This is a genomic window from Mesotoga sp. Brook.08.105.5.1 (assembly GCF_002752635.1).
In the GTDB taxonomy this organism is placed as follows: Bacteria; Thermotogota; Thermotogae; order Petrotogales; family Kosmotogaceae; genus Mesotoga.
Genome location: NZ_AYTW01000005.1, coordinates 82,225 through 98,748, shown reverse-complemented (window position 1 = coordinate 98,748; position 16,524 = coordinate 82,225). Strand labels below are relative to the sequence as shown.

General features: G+C 44.4%; 12 protein-coding genes. 8 read left to right on the top strand and 4 right to left on the bottom strand.

Annotated elements, in window-relative coordinates; translation table 11 throughout:
* The first annotated feature begins 295 nt into the window (after positions 1-295).
* Positions 296-1,978, top strand: a complete 1,683-nt coding sequence (locus V512_RS02200) for an HD domain-containing phosphohydrolase (protein ID WP_099828827.1) — start codon at positions 296-298, stop codon at positions 1,976-1,978.
* Positions 1,979-2,162: 184 nt separating this feature from the next.
* Here the strand turns inward: V512_RS02200 and corA are convergent, their stop codons facing one another.
* On the bottom strand, positions 2,163-3,227 hold the full coding sequence (gene corA / locus V512_RS02195) for a magnesium/cobalt transporter CorA (RefSeq protein ID WP_099828826.1): 1,065 nt from the start codon (positions 3,225-3,227) through the stop codon (positions 2,163-2,165).
* Between the two features lie 231 nt (positions 3,228-3,458).
* Between corA and V512_RS02190 the strand changes: the two genes are divergently transcribed.
* The gene (locus tag V512_RS02190; RefSeq protein WP_347708248.1) at positions 3,459-5,168 is read left to right on the top strand and encodes a C69 family dipeptidase; all 1,710 of its coding nucleotides are present in this window, start codon (positions 3,459-3,461) and stop codon (positions 5,166-5,168) included.
* 19 nt (positions 5,169-5,187) lie between these two features.
* Here V512_RS02190 and V512_RS02185 read toward each other — a convergent pair whose 3' ends face one another.
* Positions 5,188-5,775 carry a flavin reductase family protein gene (locus V512_RS02185; protein WP_243392216.1) on the bottom strand — a complete coding sequence of 196 codons (588 nt, stop codon included), beginning with the start codon at positions 5,773-5,775 and terminating at the stop codon, positions 5,188-5,190.
* A 259-nt stretch (positions 5,776-6,034) separates the two neighbouring features.
* Here V512_RS02185 and V512_RS02180 point away from each other — a divergent pair, with 259 nt between their 5' ends.
* The 5 genes from V512_RS02180 (at position 6,035) to V512_RS02155 (ending at position 13,759) form a co-directional block, all read left to right on the top strand.
* Positions 6,035-7,156: an Ldh family oxidoreductase gene (locus V512_RS02180; RefSeq protein ID WP_099828824.1), complete on the top strand. Its 1,122-nt coding sequence runs from the start codon at positions 6,035-6,037 to the stop codon at positions 7,154-7,156.
* Positions 7,157-7,199: 43 nt separating this feature from the next.
* The gene (locus tag V512_RS02175) at positions 7,200-8,465 is read left to right on the top strand and encodes an FAD-dependent protein (RefSeq protein ID WP_099828823.1); all 1,266 of its coding nucleotides are present in this window, start codon (positions 7,200-7,202) and stop codon (positions 8,463-8,465) included.
* 493 nt (positions 8,466-8,958) lie between these two features.
* Positions 8,959-9,309, top strand: a complete 351-nt coding sequence (locus tag V512_RS02165; protein WP_243392226.1) for a VOC family protein — start codon at positions 8,959-8,961, stop codon at positions 9,307-9,309.
* A 66-nt stretch (positions 9,310-9,375) separates the two neighbouring features.
* A complete protein-coding gene (locus tag V512_RS02160) occupies positions 9,376-11,619 on the top strand; it encodes a WD40 repeat domain-containing protein (protein WP_099829014.1) in 2,244 nt (747 codons plus the stop codon).
* Position 11,620: 1 nt separating this feature from the next.
* Positions 11,621-13,759, top strand: a complete 2,139-nt coding sequence (locus V512_RS02155) for a hypothetical protein (protein ID WP_099828820.1) — start codon at positions 11,621-11,623, stop codon at positions 13,757-13,759.
* Here the strand turns inward: V512_RS02155 and V512_RS02150 are convergent, their stop codons facing one another.
* Complete coding sequence (locus V512_RS02150) at positions 13,760-14,659, bottom strand: GGDEF domain-containing protein (RefSeq protein ID WP_165775322.1); 900 nt, start codon at positions 14,657-14,659, stop codon at positions 13,760-13,762. It abuts the gene before it with no gap.
* A gap of 110 nt (positions 14,660-14,769) precedes the next feature.
* Between V512_RS02150 and V512_RS02145 the strand changes: the two genes are divergently transcribed.
* Positions 14,770-15,351: a GNAT family N-acetyltransferase gene (locus V512_RS02145; protein ID WP_099828818.1), complete on the top strand. Its 582-nt coding sequence runs from the start codon at positions 14,770-14,772 to the stop codon at positions 15,349-15,351.
* A gap of 39 nt (positions 15,352-15,390) precedes the next feature.
* Here the strand turns inward: V512_RS02145 and V512_RS02140 are convergent, their stop codons facing one another.
* Positions 15,391-16,185 (bottom strand): M55 family metallopeptidase, encoded by a 795-nt coding sequence (locus V512_RS02140; protein ID WP_099828817.1) that lies wholly within the window; start codon positions 16,183-16,185, stop codon positions 15,391-15,393.
* Positions 16,186-16,524: the final 339 nt, after the last annotated feature.

The window sequence follows — 16,524 nt, the reverse complement described above, 5'->3', positions numbered from 1 at the left end:
GGTTCAGGCAATAACTCTTGATTTGAACGCATTCTGCTTGGAGACTCAAAGGGATCTCTAATACTGCGATGACATTATTCAGAGGACCCTTCTGTGTTCCTATCAAGTTTTTCTTTTGCGAAATTACTAATCAAACGTGCGCTGCATTCCTCGTAGGATAAAGATGAAGGATTACACTGGAAAGAGATTTCAAAAGTAACGCAAATGGTGTTAGAATCTAAAGTGATAGAGAAGCACCACGAAACGCGCTTGATGTTCAAACCAACGCTCGAACTTATTATTATGAGAATGAGGGATGAATACCTTGTCTGCATATGGTTTAAAAAGGTCTTACCTTGACCTTATTGATGAAGCGGTCATATTCGTTGATGAATTTGGGAAGATCACCTTTCAAAACTCTGCTTCGCAACGGCACTTTGGAGATGTAATTGGAAGGATTTTTGAAACACTTTTTGGTTCTGACGATATCTGCGTAGATGATAATGGAGGAATCTGGAGCGTTCTCTCTCACCACGACAATAACGAACAAGGCGAAGTGAAGATTCTGAAAAAAGCAAAGAAGGTTTATCTTGATCCAACGGTCACAGAAGTAAGGACAAATACAATTCCCTCATACAGTGAAGCAATCCCAAGAAAAGGTTCCTCGCAGTTCTCAAGTAGGAATTATTCTCAGGACGGTGAGAATTATCGAAGCACAGTTTTCGAAAAGAGTTTTGAAGAACAGACTTCAGGCATTGCAATCTTCTCCTTTGACAGAACTTGTGAGACAATAGTCCCGGTTTTGAAGAACCTTGCTTTCGAAACAGACCGTCTTGCACGTCTCCCAGTACTGGAAGGCATTCCGCTTGGCAGACCCATTAGCAAGGCCGATCACCTTTTTCTTGGGGCGTTGAGAAGGGTTGCAAAAACGGGAAGAGAAGAGATTATATCGCTTTCGGAAGGGGAATACTTCGAAGAAGTTCTGATTAGGCTTCTTTCAGACCGGCAGCTGGTCAGTATCCACAGAGAGAAGACGACGGAAGCTAGAGCAATAGCGGAGCTTCACACTGCAAAGTGCATCCTAGATTCATCTAGTGAAGCCACACTCTCGACTGACGAACAGGGCAGGATAATCTTCTTTAGTAAATCTGCCGAGAAGCTTTTTGGAAGAAGGAGAGAGCAATTACTCGGCGAAAAGGTGTTCAGATTCATAAGGGACTCAGGAGATCAAATCAGAGAGATTCCCTTTCTCAAATCAAGTATTGGTGAAAAACGGCTTCTAAATATTCATAAAGAAGATGGCTCTACCTTGCAAGTCACGGCTCTCGTGAGAACGATAAGAGATTCCCACGAAGGGGCAGACATAGCGCTAGTCATCTATTCATTTGCTGATCACGAAGATCAGAATTTGATTCCGGAGTCTGCGGAAAGAACTATCAGGAGCTTAATTGAGACACTTTCAACAGTGGTAGAGGTAAGGGATCCCTACACGGCCGGTCATCAGAGGCGGGTCAGCAAACTTGCTACTGCAATTGCCATTGAAATGGGGCTCAGCCCAGATCGACTGGACTCGGTCAGAGAAGGTGCTCTTCTGCACGACATCGGGAAGATCTCCGTGCCAACAGAAATTCTGAGCAAGCCGGGCAGATTGACGGAGAATGAATGGTCCCTTATTCAGAACCACAGTGAAGCCGGTTTCAGGATGCTTGAGAGAATTGAGTTACCGTGGCCAATATCATGCATCGTACGTCAACATCATGAAAGACTGGACGGCTCAGGATATCCCCAGGGATTGAAAGGAAGAGAGATCCCATTTGAGACCAGAATAGTTTCGGTCGCGGACGTATTTGAAGCGATCGTCTCTCACAGACCCTACAGGCCAGCTCATGAAAGACTTGCCGCAATCACTGAGTTGACGCAGGGAGCAGGCAGGATTTATGACGCAGATGTGGTGGATTGCTGCCTTTCTCTAGTCAACAGAGGCTTTTCCCTTGACTGATTTTTCGGAAGTGAGCGATGAGCTCTGCTTTATTCAACCAGAAGCTCCGGTAAACCTCAATTGAATTCAGATTCAGCCGAAAGAGACATCATACCGATTTCTTCGTTTCTGTGGTTTTTCCAACACTCTTCTTGCGATATTTACGACAGAACTTAACTGAAGCTCAAAACATTTAATGTAGAAGTCATTTCCTGAACCAACCTTTCTTGTGCACCAGAAACAACATGATCGTTGCCACAACTCCCATTATGACCAGAACTACAGGATATGCCCACTTTAGAGTCAGTTCTGGCATGAAATGGAAATTCATTCCGTATAGACTCGCAATAAAAGAGAGAGGGATGAAAATCGTCGATATGATAGTCAATACTTTCATGATTTCGTTCAACCTGTTGCTTGTAGAAGAAAGGTAAAGGCTCATAAGCTCTGACGCGAGGTCTCGACTCAGATCTAGCATATCAATTGACTGCATCACATGGTCGTAGACATCTCGGAAGTAAAGCATAGTCCGACTTCCGAAGTACAGACTTCCATCTCTAGCAATGCGCCCAATTGCTTCTCTAGTAGGCCATAACAACCTTTTCAAGTGAGCCAGTCTGTGCTTGATGAAGTAAAGCTCTTTAAGACTCTCTTTTGCCATCGTTTCCACCAACTGATCTTCAAGGTTTTCGAGTTCATTTCCGAGATTCTGCAACACCGGAAAGTAATTATCGACGATTGTATCGACTATTGCGTAAGCTGTGTAATCGTTGTTCATTTGTCTTATCTGGGCCTTCCTTCGAATCCTATTCCTAACAGGATCAAGAACATCTCCGTATCTTTCTTGGAATGTAAGTACGAAAGTTTCGCCTACGAAGAGACTCACCTGCTCCGAAATCAGATTCACATCTTCCATCCTCAGCATGGGAAGGCATAGAAAGACACAGTTATCATACTCTTCAACTTTGGGGATCTGCGGGACGTTCGTGATATCTTCAAGTGCAAGCGGATGAAGAGAAAAAATGTCACCAAGCTTCCGAATAGTTGACTCATCTCCCAATCCCTGTACATCGATCCAGTGAATCTTCTCTTTCTCTAATACAACGGACTGAAGCCCGGTCAAATCATCAACAACCTCTTCTCTCAATGAATTCGAATCAAATTCGATAAGTCTTATTCTTGGGAAAGGCGATTCTTCATCTATACTTAGAGTTCCCGGAACTGAACCCAATGGGGGTTTCCTCTTACTGAAGAGACCTTTCTGATTCATTGCATACCTCCTTGATGACAGAAACATCCACTCATTGCAAAGGGTTTTTTCCCTTTGATTCTAGCACTGACTGTCTGAATTGATTTCTTACAAGCCGTCTAAGTCTACCAAAAAAGAGACAAGAAAAGAAGTTCCTTTATCTTCTGCTGTAGGAGTATATTTGATGGTTGGCAGAAACCAAGATTCAGTACTTGCCTTTCAAACCAAGTGAGGTGAATAGCTTTGAAAGTCTTGAGTGTCTTTGGTGCAATTCTTGTTCTGACTTTGGCATCAGCTTCCTTTGCCTGTACTACTCTTATTGTGACAAAGGGTGCGAGTGTCGATGGATCTATGATTGTTGCTCATTCAGACGACAACGACCTTGCCGATCAAAGAATCGTCTACGTGCCTGCTAGAGACCATGAACCAGGCTCGTTCAGACCTGTATACTGCACTGCAGTCGCAATTGGGGAGTTTCCTCAGTACAACAGCTTCATCTATCCGCGAATTGTATCTGCAAGAGCATCGGCCTATGATACACCGCAATATCCTCCATCGATTCCTATCGGAATGATTCCCCAAGTATTACATACTTATGCTTACTTTGACGGATCATACGGAATCATGAACGAACATCAGTTGATGTTCGGAGAATGCACTGATGGAGCAAAGATACAGATCGGACCTGAGCCAGGCAGAAGGATATTCTATTCCTCTGAGCTTTCTCGCGTTGCTCTCGAGCGTTGCAAAACTGCACGTGAAGCAGTTGACCTGATTGGTTTCCTCATTGAAGAATATGGCTACTACGGCACAGGAGAGACCCTTCCGGTTGCTGACCCAAACGAAGCTTGGATTATCGAGATGGCTCCTTCGCCTGAGGGCACTGGAGGATTATGGGTAGCAAAGAGAGTTCCCGATGGAGAGGTTTTTGTGGCCGCTAATCAGTTTCGAATAAGGGAAATCGATCCTGAAGATCCCGATATACTCTTTGGGAAAACTCTTCACGATATTGCTGAGAAACACGGCTGGTGGAACCCAGAAGAGGGGCTTCTTGACTGGCTGAGGACTGTTAGTCTAGGCGAGTACAACCATCCCTATTACTCTTTGAGAAGAGTGTGGCGCTTGTTCTCTCTGATTGCTCCCAGCATGAACTTCTCCCCATGGGTTGAGGATGGATTCACAAGAGAGTATCCCTTCTCTGTGAAACCCGACAAGAAGCTTTCTGCAAGAGATGTAATGAACCTTTACAGAGATCACTATGAAGGAACGGAGTTCGACCTCACAAAAGGAATTGCCGCCGGCCCATTTGGTAATCCTGACAGATTCTATGGTCCATATGATGGCCAGGGAGATGTAGGGGATCCCTCCCGTAAACTTGACGGAGCTTGGGAAAGACCCGTATCGGTTACGTATTGCGGTTATACTTTCGTTTGCCAGGGAAGGGACTGGCTTCCCGATCCAATAGGAGGGTTGATGTGGATAGGGCTCGACAAGCCCGCAGACACTTGTTTCATTCCATTCTACGCAGGGGTGAATGCTCTTCCTGATTCTTTGGAAGTGTGCGACACTTCGGAGTTCAGTAGGAACAGTGCGTGGTGGGCATTCAACTTCGTTTCGAACTGGGCTTCTATGAAATACAGTTACATGCACGAGGATATCAGATTAATGCAAGAAAAATATGAGACTCTTTCTCTTTGTCGTCTTCAAGAAGTTGAGGCATATGTTGCCGCTATGACTTCTAACGGTCCGCAAGAGGTTTCAGAGTATTTGACGAAGTTCTGCGCAAGAAACTCCGAAGAGATCATTAGGGCATGGTGGGATTTTTCGGAATACTTGATAGTAAGATACAACGATGGGTTCATAAGCGAAAAAGGGAACATGGCTCAACCTGTTGGGTATCCACAAGAATGGCTGGATCAGACCAATTGGCCTGAAGGGCCAACTTCCTACGACAGGAAATGAAACTTACCACCCCTCCGAACTATTCTGTTCCATCTCTTGGAGGGGTGTATTTCACACCTATGTTCCATGCCTTACCGAGATGCATACCTATGGACCAATATGAATTGTCATATACTGAAAAGACAACCGGACTGATCTTCTTGATATCCGGGAGTCCATCAACCAGACATGACTCGGCGCAGTATGTCTGAACAACTTCACCTACAAAAGTTACATGCATTCCACCGAACTCGAAACTCTCGATAAGTTTGCATTCCATATTGAGTGGTGCTTCACTGATCATCGGAGCTCCCACGGTCTCTCCCATGAAAGTATTGAAAAGCTCCGACTTGTCGGTTGTCTTTCCGGAGTAGATCCCCATATAATCTACCCCTCTAAGCATATCAAGAGAGGGCACATTTACACTAAAGCATCCAGATTCTTCAATATTATTGCAACTCAATCTAGTCTTCGCCAAAGAAATCTGAAGCATCGGCGGCTGAACCTCCACTACCCCACAAAACGCGACAGTCGTATAATTAGGTCTTTCTTCATTCATCGTACCTATAACTACAAGAGGCATTGGGTACAGGTATATTCCCGGTCCAATTCTGTCCTTCAACCACACTCACCGTTCCTTCGTCAGAAGATAACACTGCAAACAACCTATCACCAAATGCGGGAAATCTGCTATCAATCCATTCTACTCGATTGCACCTCCGAAAAGCAAGTAGCCGATATGCATTCAAAAGCCGGCTTTGCATGAGAAGAAAATCGAAATAGAAGAAGACCTTCAGATGATGTGATGAATCTCTTAATGACCGAAACTGTACATAGTTTTGTCAGAATGTATAATTAACTGAGAAGAAAGACAAGGAGGCGATTTTGTGGGAAACATATATGATGATGTTATCTGGGTCGACTTTGATACTCTTGAAACCTTTATGAAAGATGTCTTTGTTGGCGTTGGAGTTCCGGATGAAGATGCCGGAATTTGTGCTAATGTTCTTATTGCATCGGACAAGAGAGGTATCGATTCACACGGCGTAGGTAGATTGAAGCCTATATATGTCGATCGAATCAGGGATGGAGTTCAGAATCCAGTAACAGACTTCGAGATCGTTAGAGAAAGTCCCACTACGGCTGTAGTAGATGGGCACAATGGAATGGGGCATGTGATTGCTTATCGATCCATGAAGCTTGCTATCGAAAAGGCAAAAGCTTATGGAATGGGCATGGTTGCAGCGCGCAATTCAACGCACTACGGGATAGCCGGCTATTATCCAATGATGGCAATCAATGAGGGCATGATTGGAATAACCGGCACAAATGCTCGTCCGTCAATTGCTCCAACCTTCGGGGTAGAAAACATGCTAGGAACCAATCCGCTGACCTTCGGAATACCCACAGACGAAGAGTTTCCTTTCGTCCTTGATTGTGCAACGTCTGTGGCTCAAAGGGGAAAGATAGAGGTCTATGCTCGTGCAGGAAAGGAGATTCCTGAAGGGTGGGTTATTGGTTTCGACGGCAAACCGAGGACGGACACTCAGGAAATCCTTATTGACCTGACAAAGGGAAAGGCAGCCTTAACCCCTCTAGGAGGAATAGGTGAGGAGACAGGAGGATACAAGGGATATGGCTATGCAACTGTCGTTGAGATTTTATCTGCGGCACTGCAAGCGGGCAGTTTCTTGAAGATGTTATCAGGATTTGGACCAGCACAGGAAAAGCAACCCATCCCAATCGGTCACTTCTTCATTGCGATCAACATCGAACCATTCAGTCCAATAGCAGAGTTCAAGAAGACGGCAGGCGATATTCTTAGAGAGCTAAGGGCATCAAGGAAGGCTCCCAATCAAGAACGAATCTATACTGCCGGAGAAAAGGAATACATTGCATGGCAATCGAGAAAAGATAAAGGGGCCCCTTTGAATGCGGTTCTAAGAAAGCAGCTAGTACAGCTTCGTGATGAATTGGGGCTATATGAGTATAAGTTTAGCTGGGAATAATACAATTACCGGGAGGTGAAATGTCCTTTCAGGGACTCATTTCATGAAAATCGGAGTAGTTGGATTTGGTGCGGCATCAATAGGGTTCATAAGCGAGATATTGGGTGAAAACCATGAGATTCATATCCTGGAACGTTCCAAAGACATTTTCGGTTCAAGCATAAGCGGTATCAGGTCCGACGGTAAGATTTTCGTTTCCGATACCATGGGCGGCGACATGGAAATACCTATTTCTGTTCAAAAAGAAGTAGTTGATTACTATTTGGGAAAACTGGACTCAGACGACAGCCTCCAAGTCAAGACCGGTATCTCTTTTGATAGAAAGTCGCGTTTCTTTAATCTCTTCTATGAGAAAGGTTTTGAGCCCGTTAACTCGAAATTCTGGCACATAGGTACGGATAAACTCGGTTCAGTATTGACAAGGATCTTCGATGAGTTTTCGAATAGAAAGAACATCCACTTCCATTTTGACTCCAGAGTCGACGGAATAAATATCGAAGACTCCAAGATAGTTCTTCAAGGAGAGAGATTTGAGGCCGAGTTTGATTACGTGGTTATTGCAGTAGGAAGGAGTGGTCATGCTCTGATAAAAAAGGTTACCGCTCGATATCCTGAGATCGTTGTGTCCAGTAATACTGTGGATATTGGAGTGAGATTCGAGCTGCCTGATCATGTAGTGGAAGAGATCAACAACGAAATGTACGAGTTCAAAGTCAGATTGAAGACCAAAACAGGCTACACTGTAAGAACCTTCTGTAACAACCCCTCGGGAAAGGTTGTGCTAGAGAATTACGACGACTTCGTAACGGTTAACGGTCATTCAAATTCTGATGGAAGCTCCGAAAACACAAACTTCGCCATTCTATGTACAACACGGTTCACGGAACCTTTTCACGATCCGATTGGTTATGGCTCATATATAAGTAGGTTAAGCAACATTCTTGCCGGAGGTAGGAAAGTCATTTCGCAGACTTATGAAGACTTCATCCAAAGCAAGAGAACCAAGAGGCTGGGAAGAGTCAAGCCTACATTGCCCGAAAGAGATTTCATTCTTGGCGACATCAACCTAGTCTTGCCAAGGAGAATTTCCGTTTCCATCACTGAGTTTATTGAGAAACTGAGCGAGGTTATTCCCGGTATCTCTTATCCTGACAATCTGATGTATGCTGTTGAGGTCAAGTTCTACTCAAATAAGATAGACAACGGCAGATACAGCAATTTGAAGTTCATCGGTGACTGCAGCGGACACACTAGATCGATAACCTATGCCACAGGCCACGGGAGACTACTGGGTTCTTCCCTCAAATAAGGAGGTTTTGAGGCGCGGTTTGCTTTTACCACAGTAAGTTACTTCTGAAGACGATCAACTCGACTGTGCTTGCGATTTGTTTCAGCACCAAATTTAGTGTAGTTGAGTCAGAAGCAAAGAATGAGCCTTCTTTCGTTGTACCAAAGATCGCTTCTTTCTCTATCTCTTTTTGCTTTTCGAAAGTGATTGCGACTCTTGAAAGGCTAACCGCTTGACCGAGAAATCGATGCCGGTAAAGCATTTGCAACTATTCCGCAACTGAAAATATACATATTTCCTGAACTACTTGTCTCATCGAAAGGTCTCAAAGTTGAAAAGCCGAGATGAAAGATTGTACTGTTACGTGAAAGACGGCAACGCCAGAGCAAAGCACACCAACACCCTTTTAAGTGCGACTTCTCCTCATAGCACCCGATAATGTATGAAAGATCAACCGGAAGGGTCCGATCAAAGATCGGGCCTTTACTTTAAAAGGGAGGGATAGTTCTTGAAGGTGATAAACTCCATAGTCTTCTTTGGAACAAGTAATCTCGGCTCTGCGAGAACATTCTATAAAGACCTAATCGGTCTGGACTTGTTTAAAGATCAGGGGAAATGCTTGATCTTTTCAACCCCGGGAGGCGGCATGCTCGGGTTCTGCAATCATCTTCATGATCGTTCCAGAAAAGGCGATCCGATAATAACGTTATTGACCGAAAATGTTGATGAATTTCACAGGAAATTGATCAGTGCTGGAGTAGTTTGCACCGACCCGATAGTTAATGAGGAGTTCAATATCTATCACTTCTTCACAAGCGATCCGGACGGCCATCGATTAGAGATTCAGAGATTTCTTGAAGAATAGTCCAAGCTGTTTCTTATCGGTCATGAATGGTAGAATTGTTTGAGAACTCCAGTCAGGGTGATAGATTTGAGAAAAGTTACACTCTTTGTTATTTTGCTTTGTTCTCTCATTGCGGTTGGTATAGACTACTTGCCTGATGGCAAGGCATTCAGTGTTACTTCAGTTGCTGTCAGTTCCGACGGAGAGAAGTTGGTTTCGGGTTATATCGATAATACGGTCAAAGTTTGGAGTCTTCTAGATGGAAGGCTCCTAAACAACCTCTTACTGAACAGCGCTTGGGTTACTTCAGTAGCCGTTTCGCCTGACGGAAAGATGGGAATTGCCGGTTATGATGATGGAATGATCATCGTATGGGATCTCAAGACTGGCAATAAGATCAAAGTCCTTAGCAGTCATACAAGTGCTGTGAATGACTTGATAGTAACAGATGATAGTAAAACACTATATTCATGCAGTTCTGATGCAACGGTGAAAGTTTGGTCGCTTTCTTCTCTCTCTTTCATAAGGACTCTAAGAGGCCACTCTGGACCGGTGCACTCGATAGTCGATTGGCCCGAACAGAATCGTCTTTACTCCGCTTCAGAGGATGGGACCCTAAGAATCTGGGATACTTCAACAGGTCAACAAGTAAAGGTTATCAGAGCCGAGGTTGGATCTCTCACTGCCGTCTCCATGGATCGGGAGAGGACGATTCTAATTCTGGGCTCCGAAGCCGGTCACTTGAAATCCTACGATGTAAAAACGTGGTCTCCACTTAAGACTTCAAGAGCCCACAACGCGCGAGTCACGAAGATACTAGTCGAAGATGCTGTGGTCTACACGGCTTCTTGTGACAGAACGATAAAACTTCTTTCTCTTCCGTCACTCAGCCTGGTAAATATGATTACGGGTCATAACTGGGACGTAACGGAGATTGTTCTGTCGAGTGATGGTTATGCCCTATATTCTTCTTCCACAGACGGGACTATTAAGATATGGGATATCGAAAAAGGCTCAGCAATAGGGACTCTTATAGGCTTTGGAGACGGAGAGTATTTCTCTTACAATGCTCTTGGAAATTGGGTTTCTTCTTCAAAGGCACTTGATCGAGTAAGCACAAATGAAGGAGCAAAACCATCGGAAGTAGCAAAGCAGATCAACTCGCTTCTTCTCCAACTTGACAAATTGCCAAAGATTTACGGCCCTTCGATTCAGAACATCACCATAGAGGAAGCCTTTGTCGGTTTTTCTGTCTCTCAATCCGTGACGCAAGTGACAGTAAATGGAGAGCAAGTCGCAATTGGAGCGGACAGGGAAGTTGTCTTTGAGCCAGATGGCGCCGGTGACTATATTATAAGAGCTTACGATAGTTCGGGGCTCTACGACGAAAGAACTCTTACGGTGCGCTTTGAAGAGATAGTAATGTACGTTGTCAAAGATATCGGAGTTTATCAAAGGGGTGACAGGGTTATCATAGATGATTCAAGAGAGACAGCCTTCCTAGTGAACGGCGAGTGGCTCGACAAGGACTCATTCTCCAGATCTGCTCCGGACGTTGAACCTCCCCTAATAGAAGGTGAAGGAGTGCAGAGAGTCTCGCTAGGGGAAACCAAGTATCTTGAGTTTTCCGTTTCGGATAACGCTACCGTAACTACCGTCGAAATCGTCTCACCAGATCTCACAGTCTCAACACTCGAAGTCAATTCTGCTTCAGAAGAAATAAAGACTGAAGTTCAAGGAACGGGTGTTTATACCGTTTATGCTTTTGACTGTGAAGGGAACAAGAGTGCCGCAACCTTTGCTATTGAAGCAGAACCGAGAAGATTCTGGGTTTCCGAGGATCATGAGAGCCTCAGACAGGGCCAAGAGGTGCAGGCAACTGAAGAAGGCGAGAGTTGCTACTTTGTTACAGGTTACGGATGGCTAGAGAAGATGTACCTCTCTGTGAATCCAGTTTCAACAGGGTATCCTGATATTTATGGCGATCCAGTCCAGTTTGCCGCTTCCGACAATGAAAGAATACTGACTTTCACGGTCAGAGATGACGTAAATGTGAAAGAGGTTGTCGTTTCTGGAAAGGCTTACCCGGTAAACGAAAGAGAAAGGGAAATGTATATTATTGTAAATGGATACGGAGAATACATTGTTACTGTTAATGACGTTGAAGGGAACTCTACTCAAGCGAGTTTCACGCTTATGGCTCCTCCTGAGGATAAGAAAGCTTCGATTACATCCTGGGCTTGGTTAATCCCAATTTTGGCAATAACCATGGGTTTCCTTCTCAAGATTACACACTCCTCAAAGAAGAAGAGACGTAAGGTAAGACTTTGACATGAAAAGGATGCTTTTCATAATTTTGGTAAGCTCTGCTGCCCTGGCAGCCGTTCTTGGTCTCGGGCTGCTGAGACGACAGACACAAGATTTCGAGTTGCTTCAGACTGAAGCAATCAGGATCAAGTTCGGAGAACAGCTTTCGCTTTCACTTACAGATCTCGTGAAAAGTAACGGAAATAGCCTCTCTTTTTCGGTGGTTGGCGGAAACGGTAAAATAGTTGACGATTTGCTTTTGATTGATTCAAGGCAACTCAACCTCCCCAAAGATAATGTTGAAATCGTTGTTCAATCGGATACCTTAACGGCAGTCATTCCGATTGAAGTCTTAATAGAGAACTCGCTTCAACCACCATTACTAAGAATAGATAACAAGAAGCTTCTTGAAGGCGAAACCCTCGAAATCGACTTGAGAGAGGTCACTATTTCAGAGTCCGGCAATGTGAAATACGAGTTGGTGAGTGGAGTAGGTTTCATAAAGGATTACAAATACAGTTACACTGCTACATTTACCGAAGCCCCTTCAGCGCATAGAGTAACCATTAAAGCGATAGATGAGTTGAAACAGTGGCACTGTGAAACCTTCAGCATAATCATTATGGACAAAAATCAATGGCCTCTAGAGCCTTTTTTCCCTTTTCCTGAAGATGGGATCGAAGACTTTTTCAGTGATCTCGTTCTTTCGTGGAAATGTGCTGACCCGGACGGAGACCCTCTGTCGTACGATCTGTTTTTTGGGAGTGCGGAGCTGGAAAAACTGGTCGAGAACATAACGGAGAATCACTATTCGCTACCCCCTCTTGAAGACGGGGTGAGGTATTTCTGGCAGGTTGTCGCAGATGACGGAAAGGGCGGTTCAGTAAAGAGTCCTATCTGGTCATTCTCAACAAAGACAATACCAGGCTTATTGTGGAAAAGGATTATGGGTAGCGAATCAAGGGATATCTTCACAAGGGTGAGGGCATTATCCGATGGAAGTTTGATTCTAGCAGGATCATCGGAAAGTTTCACACTAACTAATGCAACACCCGGCAGCCCTTCAAGAGATGGGTGGATTGTGCGACTAGATGGAAATGGGTACCTTGCCTGGCAGAAGAGATTCGATCTGGGTTGGACTGAGTTCAGTGATGTAATCGCTACTTCTGACGGCGGGTTTCTTGTTTCAGGTAGAGTGCATGGATCATCGGGAATGAAGATCGGAGAATCATCTACTCTAATTGCGATCAAACTTGACAGATTTGCCAATGAGAGTTGGAGGTTCCAGATCCACGGGCCATTATGTGAAGCTGCTTCGGTGATAGAGTCTGAAGATGTATACTTTCTTTTGGGAACTAATTCTTCACTTGATGGTATCAAAAGCGATGTGGTGCTCTTGAAGCTAGATAACTTTGGAAAAGAGGTTTGGCGGAAATCGTTTGGTGGCAGCTCTTTCGATAGGGCAGTAGCTTTTGATCTTGATCCTAATGGTGACATTGTTATTGTTGCAGAGACCACATCAGATGACGGAGACGCAGAGGGAAATTCAGGGAGTAAACTGACGGTTAATGAAATCACTATAGAATTCTCATCAACTCTTGTCCTGAAGGTTTCAAGAGAAGGAAACCTGATTTGGTCACGCGTGCTGGCAGGAGAAACCGAGGTTTCTCCTTCTTCTGTGAAGGTAGACCCTTCTGGCGACATCTTTATCAGTGGCTCTACTAACTCCACTAATGGGACCTTCTCTCACAGGCAGAGTCCAGATTATGATGGTTATGTTGTTAAGGTCTCAACCGAAGGAGAAGTCCTGTGGACAAAAACATTCGGTGGTGACGGCAACGATGTAATAAAGGATTTCTATTTGACACCTTCCGGAGGAGTTCAGGCGGTGGGTTTCTCTGAGTCGAATGTCAGTTCAACTGGTCATGAGAGTTCATCGTTGAGAAAGACCGGGTTAACCCACAGCGATTTCTGGATTCTGCAGCTTGATAACAATGGAAGACTGCTTTGGCAAACCTTCCTGGGCGGAGACATGGAAGATGTGGGTCTTTCGATCGCGAGTTGCGGCGACGGATTTGCTGTAGCGGGTTATTCGGCTTCCAATGATGGCGATGTGGGTTCCAATAGAGGAGAGTTTGATGCGGTTGTTTTCTATCTCCACTGATCAACAATAGAAGCTCCACTTCAGATTTTTCCTCTTTGCGTTAAACGCGGCTGAAAAGCAATTGCTCAAGAGGGAATCCGAGCTTTCTCCATCTACTGGGAACTGACAGACTCCTATCAACACCGAGGGCAATATCTCTGTATCGCCTATGAAAACAGGTCTCTCAAGACTTGAAACAAGTGAAGACACCATAGAAGAAACAGTGTACCTTTCACCGGAATCCATTGCGATTATGAAAACATCCTCCATGATTCTGAAGAGCCTTTCTTCAGATGATTCTTTGGCGAGCCTCCGGCAGAATCTGTGCAAAAACCCATCCGACGTCTTCTTTCCAAACATCGCAGTGATTTCTTTTATCCCAGAGAGGAAGATACAGATCACATGGAATGAGGAGCCTTCTTGTTTCGAAAGAAAAATCCTTTCGGTCAGAAAGGAATGCATGGAGCTCTCGTTTCCAAATCCCGAGAGTGGATCGGAAAAGGCCATATCTTTCAGCGCATTCATAAGACAACTGGATTCGTTGTTATCCCTAATGGAAATCAAGTAAGACAGCTCTTCCGATATACCCAAAGAAGAGATGCTAATCGTCAATGAAAAACCTCCACGTTGGCCTTCATCTTCTAGCGAGAAGTACTCATTGGCTTCATGACCGTCCATAACTGCTCTGAATCTGCTGGTTGCCGGGCCATCCAACAGAGAAAGAAAGCTTTGAAAATCGAATTCATCATTTCTTATGAAACTCATTTCACAGTAGTAAGCGGCAACTAGCCCTTCCCACCTTGTGTTTTTAACGACAATCTTACCCTTGATGGAAAGAATTGCCGAAGGTTCAGGGAATCCGCCAAGCAGACGTTCTGCAATCTTCAAACTCTCATCTGGTTTCCTCTCTTTAGTATTCATAAGCCTCCTTAAGCGCCCAGCTAAAACCAATTTTATCAAATGCAATTCCATGCCAGCATACAGTTGAAGAACTTCTTTTAGAAGTATAGAATTCACTTGTGAAGACGATGATGCATTTCAGATTGGGTGAACTGAGCGATACGGATTTCATTGCTCCGCTCATTTACGACACAGATCCCTCTCACTTCGAAATGGCTTTTGGGAAAAGAGCTATAGATGGGATTGTGTCTCTTGCTTCAATGAATAGCCCGATAAACCACAGCCACATAACACTTTGTGCAATTAATGAGGAACCAGTTGCAATATTTGCTCTTTACTCTCCAGAAACAATGAATGAATTGGTTTCTGAAAAACCTGAGCTTAGGAATTTTCCTTTTGGTCCTTTCGGATTAAGACTATTCAAAGAGTATCGAGTCTTACAGAAAGCTATGAGCATGAGCATCCGTACTTGTCAGAGATATCTGGGTATGATCTCCGTCAAAAGAGAATTCCGAAGTATGGGTTATGGGCGTGTGATTCTTGATTCTCTTGACAAAACAGGGTTTGAGGTTGTCCTTGATGTGTCTCGAAGAAACAGAAAGGCATTGTCTATATACGCTAAATGTGGTTTCAGGCCGGAAACCGAATTGCCTCCTGAATATCCACTAGAGACAAGTGTTCGGCTTAAAAGACCAAGTCTATCGATTCGCTAATCTAGCACGTCATAACCTGTGTAGTGCTAGAGAGAACACTTACAGCAAAAACAGCAACTTTCTAAGGACCTCATAATAGTTCTTTTCTTCGAAGGCTAGAGTTCTGTCATCTCTTCTGCTGACCCCAGGGAAGAAAGAGAGTTTGTGAGCCACTCTATGGTCAATATAAGCTATCTCCACGTTAAATTCTGCCGGCAATTCCAGAGGAACGGCTTCTTGTTTCCTAACTGCATTGTATACACCTTCCTCAATCAGCTTTAGTGCCTTTTCTGGATGAATGGAGTCAACCGAAGAACCGCTTCCTCTGTTGGTCGGGACCGTAATTATACCCTTCACTGATTCTTCAGCAATCTTTGAGACTCCTTCGTCGCCACTTACGAAGACTACAGGTACTTCATAGTAGGAAGCCGACATTGCGTTAATCAAGAATTCACTCATCAACTCACCGTTGATCTTCAGATAGTATATTTCTCCAGACATGGTATGAGAAAGAGGGTTCATACCCATCCCGGAAGGCGAATGATATCCAGTAAACACAGCAGCTCCAAAACCCTCGTTTATGCCCTGCATCATCATCAAAGGATCTCTCGCCCATCCTCTAATAATCCGAACCTCTGAAGGCAGAGCAGAAGGATCGATGTTTCTCGCACTTCCGTGGGCATCTCTCACGACAACTTCCGAGGCTCCTGCCTTCAACGCCCCTTGAACCGCCGCCCTCACTTCAGCCGTCATCTGCTTGCTGAAGTATTCGTAGTCTTTGTGACCCTTTTTTGCTTCATCCCAGTCAACAATTCCAGCTGTTCCTTCAATATCGGCACTTATGTACACTTTCACAGTCGTTCCTCCTCGATTGACTTGTATGATATTTCCTTCAGTTGACCGTCAATGTTATCAAAAGCGCTCTTCGTAACGCAGCCCTCTCAGAGTTTTTTGCTCCTCCATATAGAAGAAACAAAAACAAGAGTCAAAATTTGCCTCAGCGGTTTCAGAGAAGACTTAAAGCAACAAAAATACGTATACCCGAGCCCGATTCACGGTCATCGGTATCAGCGCAAGTGAATAAACGCTCACCTAATCATCACATTCCTAGAGAGGTCATACAAGTCTTCAAGGTCTACTCGTATTAGCAGATCGAAAAAACCTTCTCTGGAACGAAGATTTCGATAGCTTTGC